The sequence below is a fragment of the Pseudoalteromonas agarivorans genome (assembly GCF_024518735.1).
In the GTDB taxonomy this organism is placed as follows: Bacteria; Pseudomonadota; Gammaproteobacteria; order Enterobacterales; family Alteromonadaceae; genus Pseudoalteromonas; species Pseudoalteromonas atlantica.
In genome coordinates this window covers 81,109-107,212 of record NZ_JANIGJ010000010.1, presented here as the reverse complement: position 1 = coordinate 107,212, position 26,104 = coordinate 81,109, and the positions used below count along the sequence as shown (strand labels likewise).

Sequence of the window (26,104 nt, the reverse complement as noted above, 5' to 3'; positions counted from 1 at the left end):
CATGGCCCAATCAGGACTCGACCTTTTCCCATATACCCGCATGCGTAGAATGCGCCGCAGTGATTTTTCTCGCCGTTTAATGGCCGAAAACCAACTATCGGTAAACGATTTAATTTTTCCGGTATTTGTACTTGAAGGTAAAAACCGCCGCGAAGCAATTGAATCAATGCCAGGAATTGAGCGTTTATCAATTGATTTATTGCTTGAAGAAGCTAAAGAGCTTGTAGATTTAGGTGTACCTGCCGTCGCTATTTTTCCGGTAACCCCTGCTGACAAAAAATCTTTGATGGCCGAAGAAGCCTACAGTGAAGATGGCTTAGCACAACGCACAGTTCGTGCTTTAAAAGAAGCTTTTCCTGAGCTTGGGGTTATTACCGATGTAGCTCTTGACCCATTTACTACTCATGGCCAAGACGGCATTATTGATGATGAAGGTTATGTAATTAATGACATAACCACTGAAATTCTTGTTAAGCAGGCGCTTTCGCACGCCGAGGCAGGCGCAGATGTGGTTGCACCCTCTGACATGATGGATGGCCGTATTGGTGCTATTCGCGAAGCACTTGAAGCAGATGGACATATTCACACACGCATAATGGCTTACTCAGCCAAATATGCCTCTAGCTATTATGGGCCGTTTAGAGACGCTGTTGGCTCTGCAGGTAACTTGAAAGGGGCCGACAAAAAAACGTATCAAATGGATCCTGCCAACTCTGATGAGGCAATTCGTGAAGTGGCACTTGATTTACAAGAAGGCGCCGACATGGTGATGGTGAAACCGGGTATGCCGTACCTTGATATTGTTCGTCGTGTTAAAGATGAATTTGGTGTACCTACTTTCGCATATCAGGTCAGTGGCGAATATGCAATGCACAAAGCGGCAATCGATAACGGCTGGTTGAGTGAAGAGGCCACAATTATGGAATCTTTACTGGCATTTAAACGCGCCGGAGCGGATGGTATTTTAACGTATTTTGCCAAGCAGGCCGCGCAATGGCTGCAAAATAAGTAAACATGTTATCAAAGGCGGTACGCCGCCTTAATTTTTTTACAATCATTAACATTTTTGTATTCTTTTTGTCATTTAGATTGCCTAAACTGGTGTCCCATTTTGGGATTTAAATACACGGGAATAATAAAAAATGTTAAAAACGAAAATAACGCCACTGGCGCTTGTATTAGCAAGCCTCAGTGCACCAGCCTCCGCCGATCTAATCATTTCTGAATACATCGAAGGCAGCAGCAACAATAAAGCGATTGAGCTTTATAACAATGCTGATACCGAGCTTTCTCTTGAAGGTTATACTTTAGGACTTTATTCAAATGGTAGTAGTTCGGTAGGTAACTCAATAGATTTATCAGGCACATTGGCTGCCAATACCACCTATATAATTTCAAACTCCGGTGCAGACGCTGCCATTCTTGATATTGCAGACATAACTAGCACAGTAACTTACTACAACGGTGACGATGCCCTTGTTTTAACTAAAGATGGTGTGGTAGTTGATAGCTTTGGCCAAGTGGGTGTTGATCCTGGCTCTTTTTGGTCTGATGATACCGTACAAACTCAAAATAAAACCTTACGAAGAAAAAATAGCATCACAACGGGTCGAACTGACTCAACTGCAACTTTTAATCCTAGCGATGAATGGGAACAGTTTGATGAGGATACCTTTGACGGCTTAGGCTCGCATGCTGGCGATGGTGGTACGGCTCCTGCGCCAGACCCTGAGCCAGAACCATTAGAACCGCTTGTATGTGGCGCAGATAAAACGCTAATTAGCGCTGTGCAAGGTTCTGGTGAAGCAAGCCCGTTAGTAGATACCCTTGTTGAAATTGAAGGTATTGTAACTGCCGATTTTCAAGGTGAAGATGGCTTAGATGGTTTCTTTATGACCTCGCTTGCTGCAGATGTAGATAACGATCCAATGACCTCTGAAGGTTTGTTTGTTTACTTTACTGATACCGATGTAAATGTAGGTGACCACGTGCGCGTACAAGGTACGGTTGATGAATACTATGATTCAACACAACTAGCAGATGTAACACAAATTGCTGTATGTGGTACTGACGAAGTGGCCTCTGCAACGTCAATAAGTTTACCTTTAGAGAGCCAAGCTGACCTAGAAGCTTATGAAGGTATGCTAGTAAGCCTAGATCAAACACTTGTAGTTACTAACAACTTCGGCTTAGGTCGCTATGGTGAAGTAGAACTAGCCACTGAGCGTTTATACCAAGGCACTCAAGTTGCATTGCCAGGTGATGCAGCCAATGCTGTTGAAGCGGCTAACTTGACTAAAAAAATCTTATTAGATGATGGCTCTACAGCTCAAAACTCAGATCCAACGGCTTACCCAGCGCCAGGCCTATCGGCAGAAAATACTCTACGTACCGGCGATACTGTAAATGCGGTAACAGGGGTAGTTACATACAGCTTTAGCACGTATCGCATTCACCCAACAGTTACACCACAGTTTATAGCGACTAATGCGCGTGAAGATGCGCCTGAGCAAAGTGAAGAAGCCGATTTACGAATCGCCAGCTTTAACGTACTTAACTACTTTAACGGTGATGGCCAAGGCGGTGGTTTCCCTACTAGCCGTGGTGCAGACTCAGAAGAAGAGTTTGTACGTCAAGAATCAAAACTTGTAAGCGCTATTAGTGCAATGCAAGCTGATGTTGTTGGCTTAATGGAAATTGAAAATGATGGCTTTGGTGAGTTCAGTGCTATAGCAAGTTTAGTAAATGCATTAAACGATGCTGACAGCGCTAACAACTACGCGTTTGTAGATTTTAACGTAGCCCAAATTGGTACCGACGAAATCACCACAGCCCTTATTTACCGCGCAGATAAAGTAGAAGAAGTAGGCACAGCCGCTATTACTACTGATTACCCGTTTGATTACAGCAACCGTGCACCAATTGCACAAAGCTTTAAGTCACTTTCAACAGATGAAGTATTTACTGTTTCTGTAGCCCACCTTAAATCTAAAGGTAGCTGTGGTGATGATAACAACGACGACCTAGGTGATGGCCAAGGCTGTTGGAATGAAATTCGTACCGAAGCTGCTGATGCGTTTACTGATTGGTTAGACAACAAACCTACTGGCGTAGATGACGAAGATATCATTCTTGTTGGTGATATGAACGCTTATGCAATGGAAGATCCAATCCGTAAGTTTGATGAGAAAGGCTATAAAAACGTAGTCGCAGAGCTTGATGGCGATACACTAAGCTACTCTTATAGCTTCTCTGGTCGTGCAGGTAGCCTTGACCATGCTTTAGCAACCGAGTCTTTACTAAGCAAAGTTGTTGCAGCAAATGATTGGCATATCAATGCTGATGAGCCTATTGTGCTTGATTACAACCTAGAGTTTAAGAGCGAAGGTCATCAATCTACGCTATACGCAGAAGGGCCATACCGTGCATCTGATCACGACCCAGTTATTGTTGATATAAAATCTGAAGTAGTACTTACCCCTGAAGAGCAAACACCGGTAATTGCACCTGATCAAATATTCACAGTAGATGAAAACAGCGCTGTAGGCACTGTGATTGGCACACTTGATTTTAGTGACCCTAACGCTGATGTATCACCTGTGGTTAAATTTATCGTATCAGGTAACGATTCTGTATCAATTAACGAGCAAGGTCAGTTAATTGTTGCAAGCGAAGTAGATTACGAGTTTGAAAATCGTATTACCCTTACAGTACAGGCAGAGGATAGTGTAGGTAACGTATCTGAAGCACAAACGGTTGTAGTAAGAGTAAACAACCTACGTGGTGATGACGATAACGACTCAGGCTCATTGCTTTGGTTATCTCTTTTATTAGCGCCACTTTCATTAGTGCGCAGATTTAAGAAAAAATAACGAGTGATTTGTTTTAAAGCCGCATTTTTGCGGCTTTTTTTATGCTTATAAAAATGTAATTCAGACAAGCTTCAGTAAACAACCCTTAATATCTTCCATACCGTTTATTAACTATTAATAGAATTAGCCGCGCAACAAATACATTAAATGAGTATTTTTTACACATAAGCCGTAGTTAAAACCCTTTTTAATAAATTTAACTGTTGAAATGTAAACACTTTATTTACGGATTAAAAGTTGCACTATAAGTTCGTCACCCTTGTGTAGTAGTTAAGTAACAAACCCTAAGCGTAAAAATAAGTCGTGTTTTTATAAAGGAATGGAAATGAAACAATTAACCCAAACACCTCCTACTTGGCAGAAAAAAGCAACGCCATTATTGGGTCTACTTTTTATTTTTTCTGGCTGGGGCTATAGCACGCAGGCAATAGCCGCAAGTGTTGATGCAGCAATTCCGCAAGAAAGCCTATTTGAAGTAATAAGCGCCCGCGCTAAAAAACTAGCCGAACAAGAATATGCACCTCCAAAAAATATAGAGCTAGAAGCATTAAATAACATTGATTACCAAGATTACCGCTCAATTCGATTTAAGCAGGACAAATCGGTGTGGAAAGATGAAGGCCTGTATGAGCTACAACTCTTTCACCCTGGTTTTTTATATAAAACACCGGTAACAATTAATACCGTAGAAGGTGACTCAAAACGTAATCGCCTACCTTTTAGTACTGATTTTTATCAATACGATGGCACGGCCGCCCCTTTAAAAGACGAAATAGCAAAAAGCGTAGCCGGCACGCAACTAGGCCATGCAGGCTTTCGCTTACATTACCCAATTAACACAAACGAATACAAAGATGAGGTAATGGTGTTTCAAGGGGCCTCTTATTTTAGAGTTGTTGGCCCTAATCAAGTATATGGTTTATCAGCACGTGGATTAGCAATCGATACCGCCGAAACATCGGGTGAAGAGTTCCCTATGTTTAAAGAGTTTTGGCTTGTTAAGCCCCAGGCTGAGCAAACTAACATCACTATCTTTGCATTGCTTGATAGCCCTTCGGTATCTGGTGCTTACAAATTTGATATTGACCCAACAACCAGCATGTTAGTTGATGTTGATATGCAAATTTTTGCCCGTAAAGATATTAAAAAGCTAGGCGTAGCCCCTTTAACAAGTATGTTTTACCACGGTGAAAACAGCACTAAGTTTTTTGATGACTACCGCCCAGAAGTGCATGACTCAGACGGCTTGTTAACACAGTCAGCTGATAACAAATGGGTATGGCGCCCGCTTAACAACCCAACACAGTTAAGCGTTACCTCGTTTTCGTACACCAACCCTAAGGGGTTTGGTTTAGCACAGCGTGACCGTGACTTTAACAATTACCTAGATACTGAAGCGCACTACCACGACCGTCCAAGCCTGTGGATAGAGCCAAAAGGTGAATGGGGTAATGGCCGAGTTGAGCTAGTAGAAATACCAACAGATACAGAAACGAACGACAATATAGTGAGTTACTGGGTGCCTGAAAAGCCAATGAAAGCTGGTGATTCATTAAAGCTAAGCTACAAAATGAGCACCTTTAACGCCCATTTAACTCAACACCAAAAGGCGCGTGTAACACGCACACGTATTGGTAGCGCAGCGCTGCCAGGTGAAGATAATCCACCACCGCAAAGCCATCGCCAGTTTACCGTTGACTTTGCAGGCCCCGATTTAAACAACCTGTCTGAAAAGCTAACACTTGAAGCCGACATTCAGCTAACAACAGGTGAAGTAAGAGATGTAACAGTGCAAAAACTTCCTAAATCTCTTGGTTGGCGAGTAGCGTTTAAAATTGCACCACAGGACGATCAACCCGTAGATATGCGTTTATCGTTAAAACTTCGTGATAAAGAAATTAGTGAGGTATGGAGCTATGTTTGGTACCCAAATGACATCAAGTAATAAAGGAAAGGGCACACCAATGCCATTCAAAACACTGCGCGTATGGTTATTTGCTATTGCTGCACTCACTGTTTCAGGGTACGGCATCTCCATTATGTTTGAAATTTTAAGCTCAAACGGAATGACCTTGCTTGAATATGCGCTATTGGTTTTATTTTCAATAACCTTTGCATGGATTGTTACGGCATTTTGTAGCGGCACGATAGGATTTGTACTGCAATTATTTCGTATTGACCCGCTCACCCTAAGACGCATTAAGCCTATTGAGTTTGACAATACCGCGCTTGCACAGCAAAAAACCGCGGTAGTTATGCCTATTTATAACGAAGACACGCACCGTGTTATTGCCGGCTTTGAAGTGAGCTTACAATCGCTAAAAGAGACAGGGCAACTTGCCAATTTTGACTTTTATTTACTTAGCGACACGCAAGACCCTGAAATAGCACAAAACGAGCTAAGCGCGTGGCATGCTTTATGTGAGCGTTTAGGCGATACTGCAAAACAGGTTTTCTATCGTCGTCGCGAAGATAATAAACACCGTAAAGTAGGTAACTTAACCGACTTTTGCGAGCGCTGGGGCAGCCAATACGATCACATGATTGTACTTGATGCCGACAGCGTAATGACGGGTAAATGTATGCTAGAGCTGACCACAAGCATGATCAACAACCCGCAAGCTGGCTTAATTCAAACTATCCCTATTCCAGTTCGTCAAGACACCTACTTTGGTCGTTTTTTACAATTTGCCTCTGTGCTTTACAGCCCAATGCTGGCAACGGGGTCTGCTTTTTGGCAAACCGACAAAGCTAATTATTGGGGCCACAATGCCATTATTCGTGTTGAAGCATTTATTAACTATTGTGGTTTACCTACGCTTGAAGGCAATGCCCCCTTTGGTGGCGAAATTTTAAGTCATGACTTTGTAGAAGCTTCACTACTGCACAGTGCAGGCTGGGATGTTCTATTACTTAGCGATATTGAAGGTAGCTACGAAGAAGTACCAAGTAACATTTTAGATTATGCCATACGCGACAGACGTTGGGTGCAAGGTAACATTCAGCATCTTGGTTTATTAGGCTCGTCTAAATTAAAGTTAATGAGTAAGTTTCACTTTTTATTAGGCGCAACCGCTTATATTTCATCGCTTATTTGGTTATCTATGCTGGCACTAAGCACCATAGATGCGGTAACACGTGCATTAAATAGCGATGTGTACTTTAATCGGGTTTATCAGTTATTCCCAACGTGGCAAATAGCTAAAACAGACCTAATTGATTCACTACTTTATTTAACCATTATTATATTATTGGTGCCTAAATTAATGGGTGTAATTGTTACGCTAGTGCACAGAAATAAGCGCTTTGGCGGCTCGTTTAAATTAATATTAGGCTCAATAATAGAGACTGTATTTGCCATTATTGTGGCACCACTTATGATGGTGTTTCATGCTTACTTTGTAGTGTGTGTATTTTTGGGTAAAAAAGTTAAGTGGGATGCACAACCGCGCGAAGGCCGCATGGTACCGTGGAAAGAAGCGTTTAATTACACACTATTTTCTACCTTGGTTGCCATAGTATGGGGCGCTACAGCCTATTACTTTACGCCAGTGTTCTTTTGGTGGTTATCGCCTATATTACTTGGTCTATTACTTGGAGCGCCAATAATACGCTACACCAGTAGCATTAAGTTAGGTGTGCAGCTGCGTAAAATGGGAATATTTATTTGCCCTAGCGAAGTTGATAACGACCCTATGCTAAACAACCTTAAAGTGCATTTAAAAGAGATTTCGGTACCAGAGCCTGGGCAATACCCTAAAACGGTGCCAGCCCTGCCACAAGAGCATTTAGTGGTTATGCCAATACAAAGCTTTAATAAGCCTCGCTTGCCAAAGATGAAAGCGCTAAGAGCTAAAGCAATTAAGAAGTTTAATTAGCGCAATGGGCACGCACTAAATACAAAAAGGAGCATGATTGCTCCTTTTTTTATACCTAAAATAAGCCGTTATACAACTTCCCTTTCATAACTGCGCCTCACTAACCCAAGTATAAATTACTGTATTAGGTGAGCGCTCTTACGCACTCTGTGCGAAGCTAAGCAGCCATTGCTCCTACGGTCATCACTTCTGCTTTAATTAAAGCATGTATAGCTCACCGCTTTAAGCAACCTTTTATTTAGGCTGTCATTGTTGGTATTACTGTTTTTGAGAGACGCTAACTCAAAGAGTAATTAAATCGTAGGCAATAAAAAACCCGCAACATGTGCGGGTTTTTTTAAAGAGTTACAGAGCTAATTACTTAGCTGCTTTTTTCTCTTTTTCTGCAGCGATTACAGTGTCAGCTACGTTTTGTGGACATGCTGCGTAGTGTGAGAACTCCATAGAGAACTGACCACGACCTGATGTCATTGTACGTAGTGAACCGATGTAACCAAACATTTCTGATAACGGAACGTCTGCTTTAATGCGAACGCCAGTTAAACCAGCTTCTTGGTCGCTTAGCATACCACGACGACGGTTAAGGTCACCGATTACGTCACCAACGTGATCTTCTGGCGTGAACACGTCAACTTTCATGATTGGCTCAAGAAGTTGTGCGCCCGCTTTAGGGATCGATTGACGGAAAGCGCCTTTAGCAGCGATTTCGAATGCGATTGCAGATGAATCCACGGCGTGGAAGCCACCGTCGAAAAGTTCTACTTCAACGTCAAGTACTGGGAAGCCAGCTAGAACACCTTCGTTCATCATTGACTTGAAGCCTTTCTCAACTGCAGGCCAGAATTCTTTCGGTACGTTACCACCAACAACTGATGAAGTGAACGTGAAGCCTGAATTCGCTTCGCCTGGCTTGATGCGGTAATCAATTTTACCGAACTGACCAGAACCACCAGATTGTTTCTTATGCGTGTAGCTATCTTCGATTTCACGAGTGATAGTTTCACGGTAAGCAACCTGTGGTTGACCAACAATAAGGTCTACGCCGTAAGTACGCTTAAGGATATCTACTTTGATATCTAAGTGAAGCTCACCCATACCTTTAAGGATAGTTTCGCCTGAATCTTCATCAGTCTCAACTTGGAAAGACGGATCTTCTGCAACCATTTTACCGATAGCAATACCCATTTTCTCATTACCGCCTTTATCTTTAGGCTGTACAGCAATCGAGATTACTGGAGTTGGGAATACCATTGGCTCTAGAGTTACTTTGTCTTTCGGATCACATAGAGTGTGACCAGTTTGAACGTTTTTCATACCTACGATTGCAATGATGTCACCAGCTTGTGCGCTAGTTAACTCTTTACGTTCGTCAGCTTGCATCTCAACCATACGGCCAACACGCTCTGTTTTACCAGTAAACGAGTTAAGGATAGTGTCACCCTTGTTAAGTTTACCTGAGTAAATACGTACGAATGTTAATGCACCAAAACGGTCATCCATGATCTTAAATGCTAATGCTTTGAAAGACTCATCAGCAGATACGATTGCATGGTCGCCAGTTTCGTTACCTTCTTCGTCCATAAGAGGTTGAGGGTCAACTTCTGTAGGAGATGGTAAGTAATCAACAACAGCGTCAAGTACTAGTTGAACACCTTTGTTTTTGAATGCAGAACCACAGAATGTAGGGAAGAAAGCAAGGTCACGAGTACCTTTACGGATACAACGCTTGATATCTTCTAAAGAAGGTACTTCACCTTCCATGTACGCTTCCATTAGGTCATCGTCTTGCTCTACAGCAGTTTCGATAAGCATTTCATGGTATTCGTCAACTTTGTCAACCATGTCTGCAGGAACGTCTGTGATTTCGTAGTTTTCAGGAAGACCAGTGTCATCCCAAACGTATGCTTTTTTAGTAAGAACGTCTACAACACCAACGAAATCATCTTCAATACCGATTGGTAAAGTCATAACTAGTGGTACAGCACCAAGTACTTTACGTACTTGCTCAGTTACACGGTAAAAATCAGCACCCATACGGTCTAATTTGTTTACGAAGATAATACGTGCAACTTCTGATTCGTTAGCGTAACGCCAGTTAGTTTCTGATTGTGGCTCAACACCACCAGAACCACAGAATACACCAACGCCGCCGTCTAATACTTTAAGTGAACGGTAAACTTCAACTGTGAAGTCAACGTGTCCAGGAGTATCGATAACGTTAAAACGGTGATCTTTCCAGAAACAGCTTACAGCCGCAGACTGGATAGTAATACCGCGCTCAGCTTCTTGTTCCATGAAGTCAGTTGTAGATTCACCATCATGAACCTCACCTGTTTTATGGATTTGACCAGTAAGCTTTAGGATACGCTCAGTAGTCGTGGTTTTACCCGCATCAACGTGCGCGAAAATACCAATGTTTCTGTACTTCGATAAATCTGCCATTATTTTACTCTTAATAAAGTCGATAAATTATTCGGCGGGAGTATAGCATTACTTAAAGCGAACATCACCATACAAGTCGCTTAAAATGCAATCAATTCAATAAAATTTTTCTAGATTTACGTCAAGCACTGGTTAAATAGCACTGATTATTATGTAACCCATTAAAAAGATTATGCTTTATTCTTGTAATCTGAATGGCACTCAGTTACTTAATTATTTTGTAACCACCTTCATAGTGCGCAATACTAACGCCACTTTAATCTGCCGCTAGCGCGTTAGTTTTGATTAAAAACACTTAAAAATATAAATATTTCGCCTCAGTACAGCTATTTAATTGCCTCTTTATTGAGCAAAAAACTCCTTTTAAGAAATCAACTTGATTCGGTTTTCCTGTATTCGATGCTTTCGAATTATGTATGAAATTCTTAAATGACTAAAAAACAACACGAGTAATTACCATTGAAAAGCGAATGAAAAACGCACTTAATAAAATAAGAATTATTTGCATTTAGGTGTTGACAGTTTATTAGATCTAACTGATAATCAATATCAACAAGACGGGAATGCATACCCACTTGTGACGGAATGAACTAACTTGTTTCTCGACCCTGAAACAACGTGTGGCGCACGTAAACAGCTATGGTTACTTGTTATGAACCGCAACGCCCCTTGATGTTGATGATAAGTAACCGCCCTACTATTTTACTTGCTACATTGCTCATATCGGTGACGGTAGATATGAAACTAAAAAAGCCCTTACGGGCTTTTTTTATGTCTGTAATTTAGTAAGTAATATACTCACATAAACTCACATATTAACGGCGGTTTTTACGTGCACGTGCACGGCGCTGTTTTTTCTCTTCTTCTTTAGCGGCTTTTTTGGCCTCTGCAGCGGCGCGTAAGCCAGCTACCATAATTTCTTCTTCTTCACGCATGGCTGGGGTTTCCATGGTAATACGGCCGATAATCCCATCACGTAATTCGTTAATCAGTATTTCAGACATTTTATAGGTGTCTATTTGGTTACCGCCACGAATACAACCACGCTTTTTACCGGCCATTTCTACAAACTCCCAGTCACTTTCTGGCAGTTCATCTATTTTATAGCGTGCTTTTAAAAGCTCTGGGTAGGCTTTTAATAAATACTCTGCGGTATAACTTGCCACATCTTCGTATTCAAGCGCTGTATCACGTATTGCACCGGTGGCACCTAAACGATAACCCGAGTTCTCATTTTCTACTTTAGGCCACAGCATACCTGGTGTGTCGTAAAGCATAATGCCGTCTTCAAGCTTAATACGTTGCTGCGCTTTTGTTACCGCAGGCTCGTTACCCGTTTTTGCAACTATACGCCCAGCTAATACGTTAATTAACGTTGATTTGCCCACATTTGGAATACCCATGATCATGGCTTTAATTTGCTTATCGGCACCCACTTTATGTGGCACCAATTTTTTACAAAGCTCATTAATGCGGTGCACCTCAGCGGCTTTATCATGGCCAAACGCAATCGCTTTTACGTCACTTTCTTGCTCAAAATAGTCTTTCCACGCTTGGGTCATTTTAGGGTCGGCTAAATCTGCCTTATTTAAAATTTTGATGACCGGTTTACCTTCACGAAGCGTAGTTACCATAGGGTTTTCACTACTGTAAGGAATGCGTGCATCAAGCACTTCAATGATCACATCCATTTGCGGCATTATTTCTTTAATCTCATTACGGGCTTTATTCATGTGCCCAGGGAACCACTGTATTCCTGCTCTACTCATTTGATTTATATGACCTTTAATTTCAGGCCGTAGGCCATGGGTACTAATGTGGGTACTAAAAGTAAAACTATGCTTTTGTACTTTCGTTTCTGCAAATAGTTTACTACAAAATCGGCCTTGAACTCCCATAGAAAATAAAAACGATAAACTTAAAGTGGTTTATAAACTTTAGATACCAACTATAAAAAATTAGTAAAGCACTATACCAACCACAGTCTTAGCTAAAAAATTCCTTTAAACGTACCAAGAATATAGTTTAGATATAACAATGCTCCAATGATTGCACTTGGAAATTTTAGGTACCATTTAACATCGCTGCTTAAAATCATAATGAATATCATAATAGGTAGACTAAGTAGTACACCACCAAACCATCCTTTGAAACCTCCTATAAAGCCATCGCCCATAAAGCCTATTACAGCAAATGTAGCGGCAAAACCAAACATTATAATAAAAGGTAATTTTTCTAATAACTTGTCCATTAAAACAACCTTCCTTAGTAATTGCAGCTATATTCAGATGGCATATCAACCGAGTATTTATATTCCTTCGGCTCTTTAAAATTTAAACGATCTATTGTCTGTGCTATCAAAAACTCATACATGCCACGATCTGAACAATCCTCTTGGCTTGAAGAGGAAAAACTAAATAATATTTTTTCATCTGAATTTACAGAAAACCAATTTGTAGAAAAGTAGTAATTAGTGAAGTATCCCGTATTAGTTGAACTACCTGTTATACCTAATGTTTTTTGTTTATTTTGAGTACAAAAAGTACCTGTACAATTGATAGTAGAGTAACCACTATCAATTAAACCATAATTTGATGTTTCATACTGATATGAGCCATTACTTTTACTAACGTTAATATAAACAACAGCATCAAAGTTAACTCCAGGTACTGGAAGGTCTTTATAGGAATATACATTTTTAAACCCTCTCTGCTTCAGTGAGTAAATAACGTGATCGATATAATATTTAGATTCAAGAGTGTTAAAATTCTCACCTTGTGCTGCAAAAACAGCGATATAAGTATCTGTATAAAACTTAAAGTTAGGATCAACTTGAGAAGAGTAACTCGCTTGCATAGTAGATTTACAAGATGCAATGAAGATAAGAAAAGTAAAAATGATTAGATGCTGAATGCGCACAATGCAGTCCTTTATAATTAGCGTTATTATATTGTATTTTATAAAGGTAACAATGTGAAGTTAGCTGCTTTTGTATAACTCTAGAGGTCAGAGCTATAAAGCTGGGGAATATTGAGCCGATTGGGCCTTATCATTCAGCAATACTGCATAAAAGGGAAGCATCACGCTTCCCTTTAAAATAGTTTTAAGCTGTTTGTGCTTTTAAATTTAGCCAGTCTTCTTGTTTTTACTTTATTCCAAACAACAAAGATCTAGGCATCCTTCACTTACATGCGAATCAAAAATTGTGGCAACTTCGTTATTATAAAAATAAATCATTCTGCTGCACATGATTATCTAACTTTTGGCTATATGAAAATATTTTTTCAACTGTTTTGATTCCAACACCTTGTATCGATAAAAGCTGATTTAGCTGATATATACGGCCTTCCTTAATGGCTTCTAAAATTCTTTCAATATAGATAATTTTAACTCCGCTCTCAACGGATATTTGCTTACTCGATAAAGGCGTTATTTTTTTAGCGAACTCGATATACAAATCATCATTAGCTGTTGCGGAATACTCATAAATTTCGATATCAATATTAAGCTCTGATAGGTATGACTGCATAATAGCAAGGCTAACATCACTATCTATCCCACCTCTACCCCCGCCTAAAATAGGAAAAGCTATCGATTTTATATTTTTATCTTGATAGGTATCTACAAATTTTTTTAGGCCTTGGTGAAGATATGACTCTTTTGACGGGTATTTCCAGCTCAACTTAGTCGGAAAATTCAGAATCAATTTTAGCTCTGATTTATATATCCAAAGGAGCCCTATATCTAGTTTTTTTGCATCACATAGAGCCTCGTACTTTATGAACATGTCTGGGTAACGTAATTTAAACTCTAAGGCTAACCCCGCCCCCATAACGCCGTCACAGTTAACGGGATTTACTAAGAAATCACATTTAGAATTAAATATGTTTCCACTTATTACTTTAACACCCATAACAATACCTTAGTTAATAACTCTGAATGTGATGCTAGAAAAACAACTTAGAGTCAACAACAACGTCAATATCCATTTTGTTATCTTCACACATTTTTTTTATCCGTCGTTGTACACTTACATTCTGACAATAAATACAATAAAGCTTATCAATAGCTACCTTTTCATAAACTAAGCATTCACTCATCATTATCGATTTTAATTCTAAATCTATAATCCCATTTTGGCTCCAGCTTGAACTAAAAACCTTAGACCAGTTAAAAAAAGCTAGCTCATTTATATCAGACGTAAAAGTTGTCTTCAGTGAGGATGCATTACCTCTCGAAAAAATAGCTTTAGGGGACGCTATAACTTTTTTACAAAAAGATAAGATAACAACCTCTGCTCCAAACTCTTTTTGAACCTGGAACAACATGGCATTTTTAACATTAAAATAAAAAGGTACGTAGTCATGTACTGAATATTTATATATAGGCTCTTTCTTTGCACGTCTTGCATTTACTAACTCATTACTTATATCAACTTTTTGGGCCTTATTATTATGAGGTAATAAGCCTTTAGAGAGAATGCCTGGAAGATTAGCAATGTGTGTAATGTGCATTAAATAACTAATGTTTACCCTTTCAAGTGAAGGGATCTTAAAGTTAAAGATCACATTATTAAGTGCATCATTCGACCACACAATCCAACGTTCATTTTTTTCATTTCCTCTATACATACCACCAAACTGTTTACCTTTGTTTGTTAGGTAATACTTTTTATTTTCAAAGAAAATTAGGCCAATTTCAATTAGGTACTTAAAGAAGCCATTCCTATTTTTAATACCGTTATTTCTACATAGCACTGTTGTGGAAATTAGCTCTGCTCTTGCATTCGTTTCAGCGCTTCTATTGGCACATTCAATGGCATCCTTGCGCCTTAAAATTGATTCTCTGAACTTATACTTTGAATTTATTTGATGCTTAGCTTTAGCCCGTTTTGCCTCAACATGCTTAAACTCTTGATCAAATTTGTGGCTAACATGAACCGAACTTATATTTTGAAAACTTGATCCACACGCCATACAGCTTAATATTGAATAGTCTTTACTATTGGTTCTCCGTAATACAATATTGCATTTCTCACAATATAAAGAACTCTCTCGGGGTTTGATAAAGGTTCTGCATTTCACAACACTACTGCTAATCCCTTCTAGTTCCTCTTTTTTTAAGCTATTAACTCTATGAAGCTCTTCGCTTAAGCTAAATGGAAAACTAGGGCTCTCATCTTCGATAAAAGTGTGATGAGCGCTTTGTGTTAGGGAAGTATTTTCATTATTTTTTTGGGGGCCTAGTGAACATGTTAAAAGCTCAAAATTCTCTTGAGTTGAGCTATCTTCTAAGTATTTATTAGCAAGTTTTAATGTACCTTTTTTACTTGATAAAGAAGTAGTATTTTCAGTTGTTAAAGCTGGTTTAACATCAACTTTAGTTCTCAATTCAGCGAGCTTAACTCGGTTATGTTGTGAGGATTGCGTTAAAAAGAAATCAGTCTTTTGCTTGTCTACCTTCGTTAATTGCCTTGAAGTTTTAACTGATAAAGTTTTAGTTCTTTGCTCAAGGGCTTTTGTACTTTTCTCTGATATCGTCTTTGTATTGACCGTTTTATTTAAGCGTAACGGTGATTCAGTATTACGTTTGTTTTTTGTACAAGCCCTTTTTGAAATCTCTACACTGCTTTTTTGAGGACCTTTTTCAGCATCAGAGCTATTAGAGATCTTATTAATTAATGTCCCTAAAAAAACAGTGATCAATAAAACATGAGGCATAGCTGCAATCAAGCAAATTGGATTTAAACACAAACCAAAAAATAGCAGTTGATTAAGAAACATAACAAAAATAAATGTACCAGTGTATAAACTGGCTATTTTTTTAGTCTTAGCCCACAGATGACTTAACCAACTCATTTAACTACCAACATGCTCAAACTATATCCATATCAAAATTTTAATCTTTCCTAGTTAAGACTTATTACGATTGAGTCCCAAGTTCTTACAGTCTTAGTTTAACTGTGTGCTAGAAGGGGATGTCGTCATCAAAATCGATTGTGGGTTCCATAGAGTCAAATGAGCTAAACCCACTTTTTTTATTAGGAGCATCTTGAGAAGGCTTTGGAGCGAAACCTGTATATCCCTGAGGTGTCTTATCCTGTAAAAACTCAGTATCGATGATGTTTGTTATATCACTTGAAAAATTAACACATCTATTTAAAGTAATGTTTTCGGCAAGCTCTTCTTGAGTTTCACAACGGTATACTTCTCTTTGGCAGGCCTCACAGAACTTGATGTCAAAATTATGAGTTGCAGTTAACTTATCCCATTTTTGGTCACATGAGTAGCCCCACGCACAATTCCTTATATACTCTTTTGTCATTCCCTTTCCTAATCTAATAAAGTTGAACTTAAAAACGATAATTTCTTACTTAGTATCACTAAAGTGCTACTCACCAAGAGAGTAGATTCTGTAGAATCTAAATTATCTCTCAAGTGAACAGCACTTAAATAGATCGTGATTTTTATATCTGCCCACCAACACCTTTAAACTTCTCAACAAAAGCGGCAATTTTCTGAAAAACCGTTTGCTTCTGGGTCCGGTACTGTGGGTTCAATGGGCTAAGTTTGGGCAGCGCATCATTAAGTGCAGTGCCATTTTCAGAGGCGTACTCACGTTTGAGTGATGACGCAATATAGCGTTTGGCAGCATCGATATTGAGCTTCTCAGAGGCAATAATGGCATCGGCTTCGCGCTTCTGCTCCGCCTGGGCGAATTTGAAGAAAGCGTCGATAATGCTGGCTTTGTCATTGATCTTATCTAGGTTTGTCTGGTTAATAAAATCAACCACCAAGCTTTCTTTCGCTCTATTGCCAAGGCTACCGCGGATCATACGACGAACTTCTTCAATCAAGCCTTCTTTGCTCTTGTTCTTCTTATTGTGATCAAAAATAAGCTCAAGAATGTAATCGAGGTTTATTTCCTGAGATTTAAGCAAATCAATTTCAAAGACCACATCGTCCCAGTCTACCGTTGACTTATCTTTGTCCTGACCTTCTTTATTGCGTCGCAACCAGTCGCGGGTATCGTTGTAGGTAGAGCGATAATCTTGAATAGCACGCTCACTTGGCATATCGATAGTTTGCATTGCCTCGATGTCAGCATCATCCAGATAGTACTTTGACTTGAACTCTTCAACAGCTTGTTCATCACTGGTATCTAAGCTTTGCAGCGCTTTTAATCCAGCAAATTCATCGTAGTTTTGTAAAATATTTTCTGCTTTTAAGTATTCACCAAATAGCTTGGCAAATTCTTTTTTATCTTGTTCTTTTTCAATATTTTCTGGGTTAGGAAAGCGTTCTTGCAGCTCTTTTACGATATCAACAAAACCTCGACGCTCTTGTTTGTTAACAATATCGTAGAAGCCTTCCATGTATTCTTTGTAGCTCTTCTCCAGCACCACGTTTTTGGTGTTTTTGTCACCAAACAAAGTGATGGCATCAATGGTTGCCTGTTCCAAATCACGGAAGGTAACAATATTGCCAAAGGTCTTAGTCGCATCATAAATGCGGTTAGTGCGAGAAAACGCCTGCATCAAACCGTGATAGCGCAAATTCTTGTCAACAAATAAGGTATTGAGCGTAGGCGCATCAAAGCCCGTTAAAAACATACCGACCACGATAAGCAGATCTATTTCTTTATTCTTAACTCGCTGGGCAAGGTCACGGTAGTAGTTCTGAAAGCCATTACTGTCTACGCCATAGTTAGATTTAAACATTGTGTTGTAATCGTTAATCGCGGCGCTCAAAAACTCTTTCGCGCTACTATTCATGGCGCTAACTTCAAAGCTCTCATCTAAAATATCACCAATGGCGTCCTGCTCTTCATTGGCAGCAAACGAGAAGATGGTCGCAATGCGCAGAGGCTTACTAGTGGGTCCATTTTCGGCATCGGTCTGCAATGTTTTGAAGGTTTCATAGTACGCTTTCGCTGCATCAACACTGCTTACCGCAAACAAGGAGTTAAACCCTTTTGCACCAGAATAGGCTCGATGCGTTTTTTGGTTAAAATGGTTCAGAATATACTGCGAGATTTCACGAATGCGCATTGGATGTAAGAAGGCTTTCTTATTCTCAGCGGCACTGAGCTTCTTTTCATCCTGCTCAGTCTCAATGCTCTTAAATTGCGGACGAACATCGTTATAGTCCACTTTGAACTTGAGTACTTTTTCATCACGAATGGCATCAGTGATCACATAAGTGTGCAACTGCTGGCCAAACACGCTGCCCGTGGTTTCAGCACCCAAGGCGTTTTCAGGGAAAATTGGCGTACCGGTAAAACCAAACTGGTAGTACTTTTTGAATTTCTTCTTCAGATTTTTCTGCGCTTCACCGAACTGGCTTCGATGACACTCATCAAAAATAAAGACAACCTGCTTGTTGTAGATAGCTAAATCGCTTTCGCTTTTGATTAAGTTGTTGAGCTTTTGGATTGTGGTGACGACAATCTTGTTATCGTCTTTATCCAGGTTACTCTTAAGCCCTGCGGTACTGTCTGAACCGTTCACACTATCAGGTGAGAAGCGCTGATACTCTTTCATCGTCTGATAGTCGAGGTCTTTTCGGTCCACCACAAAAAAGACTTTATCGATACAGTCTAAATCGGTGGCCAAACGTGCCGCTTTAAAGCTAGTGAGTGTTTTTCCTGAACCTGTGGTGTGCCAAATGTACCCACCGCTCTCGGTGTTGCTCCAATTCTTAGCGTTAAACGCGCTCTTTATCTTCCATAAAATGCGCTCAGTAGCCGCAATTTGGTAAGGGCGCATCACGAGTAAGGTATTGCTGACGTCAAATACCGAGTAACGCAAGATCACTTCAAGCAAGGTCTCTTTCTGGAAAAAAGTGGCGGTAAAGTCTTTTAAATCCTTAATCAGCGTATTGTCTGATTTCGCCCAGTTCATCGTAAAATCGAAGCTGTTTTTGTCGCGCTTGGTGGTATTGGCAAAATAGCGCGTGTCGGTGCCATTAGAGATCACAAAAAGCTGCAAGAACCTGTACAACGAGTTCTCTGCATTAAAGCTTTCTTTACTGTAGCGATGTATTTGGTTAAACGCCTCACGGATAGCCACACCACGTTTTTTCAGTTCAATTTGCACCAAAGGCAAACCATTGACCAAAATCGTCACATCGTAACGGTTGGCATGGCTTCCCATTTGCTCAAACTGCTTAATCACCTGCACTTTGTTACGAGCAATGGCTTTCTTGTCGAACAGGTAGATGTTTTCTATATGGCCATCATCAAACACAAAATCGAAGATATAGTCACTGTGCACTTTGCGAGTTTTATCAAGAATATTGTCGCTGGGTGTGTTCAGGTATTGCTCACAAAAGCGAGCCCACTCGGCATCGGTAAACTCGACCTTATTAAGGGCTTGTAGCTGCTTGCGCACATTCGCCAACATGGCATCGGGTGTCGTTAGCGCGGGTAAATACTCATAGCCCTGATTGCTTAGATCCTGAATCAGCTCACGCTCTAAATCACCTTCGCTCTGAAAGTTTTCTGCTACTTTCCAGTCTTTAGTGTATTTATCTAAAACAATAAAATTATTGGATTCTGCCACCGTTTTATAAGTCGTCATTCGTTTACATCCTTTTTATTACTTCCATGCCCAAGTAGCTTTTTAACTTCGCGGTCAAAGTCTGACTCTATTTTTTGTTGTTTGTTAAATTTCTCATAAGCTTCATGGGCTTTTTGCTCAGCCGCTTTGCGGGTTACATTGCCATAGCCTTCTAACACTTGGTACTCATTAAAGGCTAAAAACTTATTCACACTTTCAGCGAAGGCTTCCATGGTAAAAGTATTACGGCGTTCAATAATACCTTCTATGTAATCAAAAAATGCTGAAACTGCGCGCTCTAACTTTTTAATTTCATCTTCTGCCAGATAGTTTTTCGCAACCGTAGTGTCTGATTTGAGTATTCTACCTTCAGGTGCATTTTTATAAGTGCTCATGCCCATTAATGGCTTATTAGCGTCAGCTTTAAGTGCAATAATTTCAGCCGCAGTATGGCCGGTAATCGCAAAGTGAAACTTGTCTTGTACATGAGCATAAAACAGACGCGTAGTTTCTGACTTTGCATCGTAATCAATACTACATTCTGCAAAAATGTCAGTGATTTGCTGATAAATACGTCGCTCACTGGTACGAATAGAGCGAACGCGATCCAGTAACTCTTTAAAATAATCTTTACCAAAGAAACGACCATTTTTAAGTCGCTCATCATCCATGGCAAAGCCTTTGATGATGTAGTCTTTAATCAACTGTGTTGCCCAAATCCTAAACTGGGTGGCTTGCGCTGAATTAACCCGATAACCAACTGAAATCACCGCATCTAGGTTGTAGTATTTCACCGGTTTAGTTTGAGTTTTGTCAGCAATAGCGCCATGTGCAGTGGTATTTTCCAAAATGGAAATAACCAGTTCCTCTTGTAATTCACCACTTTCAAAAATGTTTTTCAAATGCTTAGAAATAGCAGGAACACCCACACCAAATAATTCAGCAATACGCTTTTGGGTCAGCCAAATGGTTTCGCCACTGAGTAATACTTCTACTTTCACATCACCGTTAGGCGCGGTATAAAGTAAAAATTCAGAGGTTTGATCTTGTAGGCTGATGTTAGGCATTGGCTTCTCCTTGCAGTTTGAAACCATAGTTATTTAATAAATGTTCAAGTAGAAACTTAACAATCTGCTTCTCAGGTTCGGTAGGTTCTGCAACTTCTTCGTTTGATAATGAACGATGACTATAAAAGTGCATCACTCGTTTGGCGTATAGCTCGCGGCTTTCGGGTAATAGCGCAGTCCAATCTGCGTACCCCAAAAATGCTGCGACTTTCTCATAAAGGTTGCGCAGCAAATTGAAGTGGAAACGCTGTATTTCATTGTTCGTAATAGCTTGTTCAATCAATTGCTTGATATACAAGTGATATGAAAAACTGGTATTCGCGCCACCTTTTTTTTCTTTTAGATCAAAGGTCCCATCTTCAAATCGTTGCAATAAGTAACAAATTTTCGCATTAAGCTCATTGTGTAACACATTGTAAAATAGTGGATTATGTGTCGATATGATAAATTTAAGCTTCTCAGATTTGCTTAACTTGATTAGTTCCGCCAAATTAACTGCAAGTTCAATTAAATGGTTTTCATCTAATGAGCTGACGGGGTCATCAATGAACACATATTCTAGCTGATTGAAGCTCTCATCATCCTCTTCATCAGGGTTATTCATGACCCTAACAACTTGCTCTAGAAGCCCATGAAAAATACTCCAGACAAAGTTACTTTCTTCGCCCTTAGATATCTTTACATGCTGTGCCCTTTCAGCATTTCCTCGCTCAAATGAAAAAGTTACTTGAGTAAAGTCTTCATTAAAATGAGGCGTCAACTTCTCGTTGCTATAACGCTGAAACAACCTGGTGATGTTAGCCTCTTGACCTTGTACTTTTAATATCCAATCGATAAACGTATTGGGTTGGATTTTTAACTTAGGTTCTACATCTGCATCTAAGTCGTTATCCCAGTAAAACAAGTCTTCTGTAAACGCGTTGTAATATAAAATCTTGTGGCGTGACAGAGGCGCTTGCTCTGCATCAATAAGCGCATCTTGCCCATCGTCTTTCGGCGCAATGATCTCTTTAAATTCACGCGACAAACGCGTTTTACCTGTGCCGTTAAAGGCATAGATCAACTGCACCTTTTTGTCGGACGCTTGCAACAACCTTGCTATTTCCGTTAGCGTTTTACTCATTAAGCTGCCTCATCTGAATGAGATTTCGGGAAGCTCAATAACAGGTCACGATAATACTCGTATTGCTTTTGACGTAGCTCGATTTCGCGGGGGAGACCTTCGGTGATTGAGTTAGTTAGAGCGTCGAATTTATCGAGGATAGCGACAATGCGCGCTTGCTCTGCCTGCGATCTTTCAGGGTCGTTTGGATAGGGAATCGGAAATTGAACATTCTTTATCATGGGTTTTGTTAACTGAGGTATCCCTGCTGGCGGCACGGGATAATTATTTTCAATAGTTTTCATATAGTAATAAGCGTACTTTGTATCCACACCAATTTTCGGTGTTAAAACAAGTAATCGGATAATCGGGAAAAATGGTCGATCACGATAACTTGTCCATCCAATAGTCCCTCGAGCTGAAACCGTTAAGCTTGGTTCAGTTATTTTTGGTAAGTTTGTCCAACCATACAAAGATTTTAAGCCTATTCCATTAGATAGAATTGGCACGTTAAATTCATCGGATTCTTCCTTTGAAAAAGCGTCTTTTGGTTTATCTCCACCTGCGAAAATATTGAATACTTCCCCCAGCGCCTTCCACTCAACTTCACCATCTTCAAAACTCAACAACTGGTCGCGGTAGTAGTTGTATTGTTTTTCCCGCATGTTAAGCTCGGCGGTCAGCTCGGCGGTCATAGCGGTAAATACGTCCAGAATGCGCACTATTTCAGCTTGTATTGCTAGAGATTTCTCTGGATTGTCTGGGCATGGGATGGGGACTGGGATTGCTTTAATAGACTTTAAACTAAGAGTCTTTTGATTTCCACCTCCAACATTGCGCTCGATAAAGTTTTGCCCAATATTAGAGCCTAAGATATAGAATATAAATTTACTGTTTATTAAAGGGTGGATAACTACCGTATTTTGCCCCATACAAGCTATGTTATCAGCAGGAATAATTCCTACGTTCCCATAAGAACCTACTCTAGACATTACTAAATCATCCTTAATAGGTAAATACTTTTTCGTGAAATCAGCAAATACTTCGTCATTAACTTTTAAAGTTTGCTCTAAATTAACATACCCACCTTTAATATCTGTAACTCTAATCATATTTAACCCAGTTTCAGTATACTGAGGTGTTTTATGGAGAGAGTCGTAAATGTCAGCGACTTTTTCTAGAGCTTTCCAATCAACCTCAACCCCATCCAAGAGTTTCTCTATGTAGCTCAACTGACTCATGCTTCAATCTCCTCACCTTCAATTTCCGCCACAATGGCGTCAATATCACTGCGAAGCGAATCGATTTTGGCGACTGTTGTTTTTAAATCCCGATTGAGTTCAGTAATGTTTGTGACGACGCGATTATCTTTCGCTTCTACATAACTGCTTACCGACAGGTTGTAGCCATTGCCTGCGATAACATCTAAATCTACAGTTTTAGCAAAGTGCTCCACATTCTTTTTGCTGGCAAACACATTCATGATGTCTTCAATGTGCTGATTGGTGATAACGTTGGTATTGGTTTCCTTTTTAAAGTAAGCCTCGCCGCTGGCATCGATAAACTGGGTGGTGGTGTCGGTTTTGTGTTTAGAAAGCACTAAAATATTCACCGCAATGGTGGTGCCAAAGAACAGGTTAGGTGCCAGTGAAATCACGGTTTCAACATAGTTGTTATCAACCAAGTACTGGCGAATTTTTTGCTCTGCTCCACCACGGTAAAAAATACCGGGGAAGCAAACAATAGCTGCACGACCTTTGCTTGATAGGTAACTGAGCGCATGCAACACAAAAGCAAAGTCGGCTTTTGATTTAGGCGCTAATACGCCAGCGGGCGCAAAGCGGTCATCGTTAATTAAGGTTGGGTCGTCGCTACCAATCCATTTCACCGAATAAGGCGGGTTAGAGACAATCGCATCAAAGGGCTTGTCATCTAAAAAATGTGGTTCAGTTAAAGTATCACCCAACTGAATATTAAACTTGTCGTAGTTAATGTTGTGCAAAAACATGTTCATACGCGCCAAGTTGTAGGTGGTGTGGTTCAGCTCTTGACCAAAAAAACCATCTTCAATGATATGCGCATCAAAGTGCTTTTTGGCTTGTAAAAGCAACGAGCCCGAACCCGCCGCAGGGTCATAGATTTTATTCACACTGGTTTGGCCGTGCATGGCCAGCTGCGCGATGAGTTTTGAAACATGCTGAGGCGTGAAAAATTCGCCACCGGATTTACCCGCATTGGCAGCATAGTTTGAAATCAGGAACTCGTAAGCATCACCAAACAGGTCGTTTTCGTTGTCTTCAAATTGAGTGATATTTAAGCCAGCCACGCCTTTTAACACAGCTGCTAGGTGTTTGTTTTTTTGCTTCTACCGTATTACCTAAGCGATTACTGGTGGTATCAAAATCCGCAAACAAGCCTTTTATGTCTTTTTCTGAATCATAGCCATTGGCTGAGTTTTCGATTGCAGCAAAAATAGCCGCCAAATCCGTATTTAAATTTTCGTTCTTATGCGCATTAGCCGCCACATTGCTAAACAACTGGCTTGGAAGGATAAAATATCCTTTCGTACGGACTGCATCATCTTTTGCAGCTAGAATGTTTTCATCATCATCGTCCATGGCAGCATAATTAACACTTTCATCACCGCCTGTGATGTAACCAACAAAGTTCTCACTGATAAAACGATAGAACAAAGTACCCAACACGTACTGCTTGAAGTCCCAACCATCTACTGAACCTCGCACATCGTTAGCAATAGCCCATATTTGTCGTTGAAGCTCAGCACGTTGTTGATTACTTGTCATTTCTTTATTCCCGTAAAGTACGTTATTTAATATTAAGCCGCATATTTTAGTAAGTCAGATAAAGCCAATACGAGCTTTATCTGACTTACTTTTCATTCAAATAATACTACCACAAATTCTATATAATCAATCTGCTGCTTCAGTTTATAAATAGTTTTATTGTCTTTACACTTCCCTTTCACCAATTCTTTCCATTATCCAATCATCCACTTCTGACTCAAGCCAGGCTACAGATTTGGCACCTAACGATACTTGCTTTGGAAATGTGCCTTTAGTCATAAACTCATAAATTGTTGAACGGCCTAGTGATGTTTTTTCGATTACTTCTTTTAATTTGATTAAACGCATGGAATTTCTCCGGTTGGTTATTAGTACATAACCTTTCCGGGGTTAGTATTTTTTTATGCCCTCAAACAAAAAACTTACACATATACATTACTAACTTGCATGAACCACTTAAGAGGAATTTACAATGCAAGGTCAACAGTCGTTATATGAATTTAAACACCCAGTAAATGATGAGCAGATACTAGAAGCCGCTGCATACATAATCGCTAAGAAGCAGTTTCGTGATGGCGTTTTAAATAGCCCTAATGATTGCGAAGAATACTTAAAGCATAAACTCGCGATACATGAGCATGAGGTATTTGCCGTACTGTTTTTAGATAGCCAAAACCGCATACTGGAGTTTAAAGAGCTATTTAGAGGCACTATTAATGCAGCTAGTGTTTACCCTAGAGAAGTCGTTAAAGAAGTGTTAGAGCTTAATGCAGCATCCGTTATCCTGGCGCATAACCACCCTTCGGGCGTTACCACCCCATCTCAAGCAGACAAACTTATTACTACCAAACTTCAACAGGCACTTAACCTAATTGATGTATCTGTGCTTGATCACATCATCATTGGTGAAAGCACGTATTCATTTGCTGAGCATGGATTAATTTAAAAGGAGTTAAATATGGCGTTAAAAATAGAGCAAGTAGCAGGCTTAAAAGTGCCTGACTCTTTTATTGATGTGATTGTGAGTGCAGTTACCAATAGAGGTGATTCTTTAGGCGGTTCTAAGGCGGTTACACTTAACTTTAGAGATCCAGACTACAGCCCTGAAGCTGGCGGCTTTCACCCAGTAGAAGTTAGGTTAGAAAAGCAGGCCACCAGCTGGCAGCTTATTTATATTACTGACTTTTCGTATCAGGGCCGTCATGCCCCTGAACTGATAAAAGAAATTGATGTGTGCTTTAGCATTAAGCAAGTTTATCACTTTTTAGCTGGTTGGTTGAACGCTAAGGAAGGTAAAGAGCTATTAGCCTTGTTCATTTCAAACTTTGTTGAGTACTACAACACAGGTTGTTATCAGGTTACGGTTACAACTGAATAAAG

General features: G+C 39.9%; 18 protein-coding genes and 1 pseudogene. 6 read left to right on the top strand and 13 right to left on the bottom strand.

Annotated elements, in window-relative coordinates; translation table 11 throughout:
* Position 1 precedes the first annotated feature (1 nt).
* From hemB to mdoH, 4 genes are all read left to right on the top strand, one after another.
* Complete coding sequence (gene hemB, locus NQT65_RS16650) at positions 2-1,012, top strand: porphobilinogen synthase (protein ID WP_029772896.1); 1,011 nt, start codon at positions 2-4, stop codon at positions 1,010-1,012.
* Positions 1,013-1,142: 130 nt separating this feature from the next.
* Positions 1,143-3,872 (top strand): ExeM/NucH family extracellular endonuclease, encoded by a 2,730-nt coding sequence (locus NQT65_RS16645; RefSeq protein WP_256851599.1) that lies wholly within the window; start codon positions 1,143-1,145, stop codon positions 3,870-3,872.
* 325 nt (positions 3,873-4,197) lie between these two features.
* Positions 4,198-5,817: an OpgD/OpgG family glucan biosynthesis protein gene (locus tag NQT65_RS16640; RefSeq protein ID WP_054983610.1), complete on the top strand. Its 1,620-nt coding sequence runs from the start codon at positions 4,198-4,200 to the stop codon at positions 5,815-5,817.
* A complete protein-coding gene (gene mdoH / locus NQT65_RS16635; protein WP_031289970.1) occupies positions 5,789-7,750 on the top strand; it encodes a glucans biosynthesis glucosyltransferase MdoH in 1,962 nt (653 codons plus the stop codon). The genes NQT65_RS16640 and mdoH overlap by 29 nt, the downstream gene beginning before the upstream one ends.
* Before the next feature lie 357 nt (positions 7,751-8,107).
* On the opposite strand, the gene fusA is transcribed toward mdoH, so the two are convergent.
* The 13 genes and pseudogenes from fusA to NQT65_RS16565 all read right to left on the bottom strand — a co-directional run bounded on the left by fusA (position 8,108) and on the right by NQT65_RS16565 (position 25,072).
* A complete protein-coding gene (gene fusA, locus NQT65_RS16630; RefSeq protein ID WP_138685047.1) occupies positions 8,108-10,192 on the bottom strand; it encodes an elongation factor G in 2,085 nt (694 codons plus the stop codon).
* 815 nt (positions 10,193-11,007) lie between these two features.
* On the bottom strand, positions 11,008-11,961 hold the full coding sequence (gene ylqF, locus NQT65_RS16625) for a ribosome biogenesis GTPase YlqF (RefSeq protein ID WP_256851598.1): 954 nt from the start codon (positions 11,959-11,961) through the stop codon (positions 11,008-11,010).
* Positions 11,962-12,182: 221 nt separating this feature from the next.
* On the bottom strand, positions 12,183-12,443 hold the full coding sequence (locus tag NQT65_RS16620) for a hypothetical protein (RefSeq protein WP_256851597.1): 261 nt from the start codon (positions 12,441-12,443) through the stop codon (positions 12,183-12,185).
* Between the two features lie 14 nt (positions 12,444-12,457).
* Positions 12,458-13,111 (bottom strand): hypothetical protein, encoded by a 654-nt coding sequence (locus NQT65_RS16615; protein WP_256851596.1) that lies wholly within the window; start codon positions 13,109-13,111, stop codon positions 12,458-12,460.
* 301 nt (positions 13,112-13,412) lie between these two features.
* Positions 13,413-14,105 carry a macro domain-containing protein gene (locus NQT65_RS16610; protein WP_256851595.1) on the bottom strand — a complete coding sequence of 231 codons (693 nt, stop codon included), beginning with the start codon at positions 14,103-14,105 and terminating at the stop codon, positions 13,413-13,415.
* A gap of 34 nt (positions 14,106-14,139) precedes the next feature.
* Positions 14,140-16,050 carry a DarT ssDNA thymidine ADP-ribosyltransferase family protein gene (locus NQT65_RS16605; protein WP_256851594.1) on the bottom strand — a complete coding sequence of 637 codons (1,911 nt, stop codon included), beginning with the start codon at positions 16,048-16,050 and terminating at the stop codon, positions 14,140-14,142.
* A gap of 109 nt (positions 16,051-16,159) precedes the next feature.
* Entirely contained in the window at positions 16,160-16,516 is a 357-nt protein-coding gene (locus tag NQT65_RS20315; RefSeq protein ID WP_420875627.1) for a single stranded DNA-binding domain-containing protein, read from the bottom strand.
* 142 nt (positions 16,517-16,658) lie between these two features.
* Positions 16,659-19,772 (bottom strand): HsdR family type I site-specific deoxyribonuclease, encoded by a 3,114-nt coding sequence (locus tag NQT65_RS16595; RefSeq protein ID WP_256851593.1) that lies wholly within the window; start codon positions 19,770-19,772, stop codon positions 16,659-16,661.
* On the bottom strand, positions 19,769-20,818 hold the full coding sequence (locus tag NQT65_RS16590; RefSeq protein WP_256851592.1) for a virulence RhuM family protein: 1,050 nt from the start codon (positions 20,816-20,818) through the stop codon (positions 19,769-19,771). Before NQT65_RS16590 ends, NQT65_RS16595 begins: the two co-directional genes overlap by 4 nt.
* The gene (locus NQT65_RS16585) at positions 20,811-21,941 is read right to left on the bottom strand and encodes an AAA family ATPase (protein WP_256851591.1); all 1,131 of its coding nucleotides are present in this window, start codon (positions 21,939-21,941) and stop codon (positions 20,811-20,813) included. The genes NQT65_RS16590 and NQT65_RS16585 overlap by 8 nt, the downstream gene beginning before the upstream one ends.
* Positions 21,941-23,161: a restriction endonuclease subunit S gene (locus NQT65_RS16580; RefSeq protein WP_256851590.1), complete on the bottom strand. Its 1,221-nt coding sequence runs from the start codon at positions 23,159-23,161 to the stop codon at positions 21,941-21,943. Before NQT65_RS16580 ends, NQT65_RS16585 begins: the two co-directional genes overlap by 1 nt.
* Positions 23,158-24,724 (bottom strand): annotated as a pseudogene (locus NQT65_RS16575) (type I restriction-modification system subunit M). Before NQT65_RS16575 ends, NQT65_RS16580 begins: the two are co-directional and overlap by 4 nt.
* Positions 24,725-24,889: 165 nt before the next feature.
* Positions 24,890-25,072, bottom strand: a complete 183-nt coding sequence (locus tag NQT65_RS16565) for an AlpA family transcriptional regulator (protein ID WP_024595467.1) — start codon at positions 25,070-25,072, stop codon at positions 24,890-24,892.
* A gap of 124 nt (positions 25,073-25,196) precedes the next feature.
* On the opposite strand from NQT65_RS16565, the gene radC reads away from it, so the two are divergent.
* Complete coding sequence (gene radC / locus NQT65_RS16560; protein WP_024595466.1) at positions 25,197-25,670, top strand: RadC family protein; 474 nt, start codon at positions 25,197-25,199, stop codon at positions 25,668-25,670.
* 12 nt (positions 25,671-25,682) lie between these two features.
* Positions 25,683-26,102 carry a DUF2787 domain-containing protein gene (locus tag NQT65_RS16555; protein WP_256851587.1) on the top strand — a complete coding sequence of 140 codons (420 nt, stop codon included), beginning with the start codon at positions 25,683-25,685 and terminating at the stop codon, positions 26,100-26,102.
* Positions 26,103-26,104 lie beyond the last annotated feature (2 nt).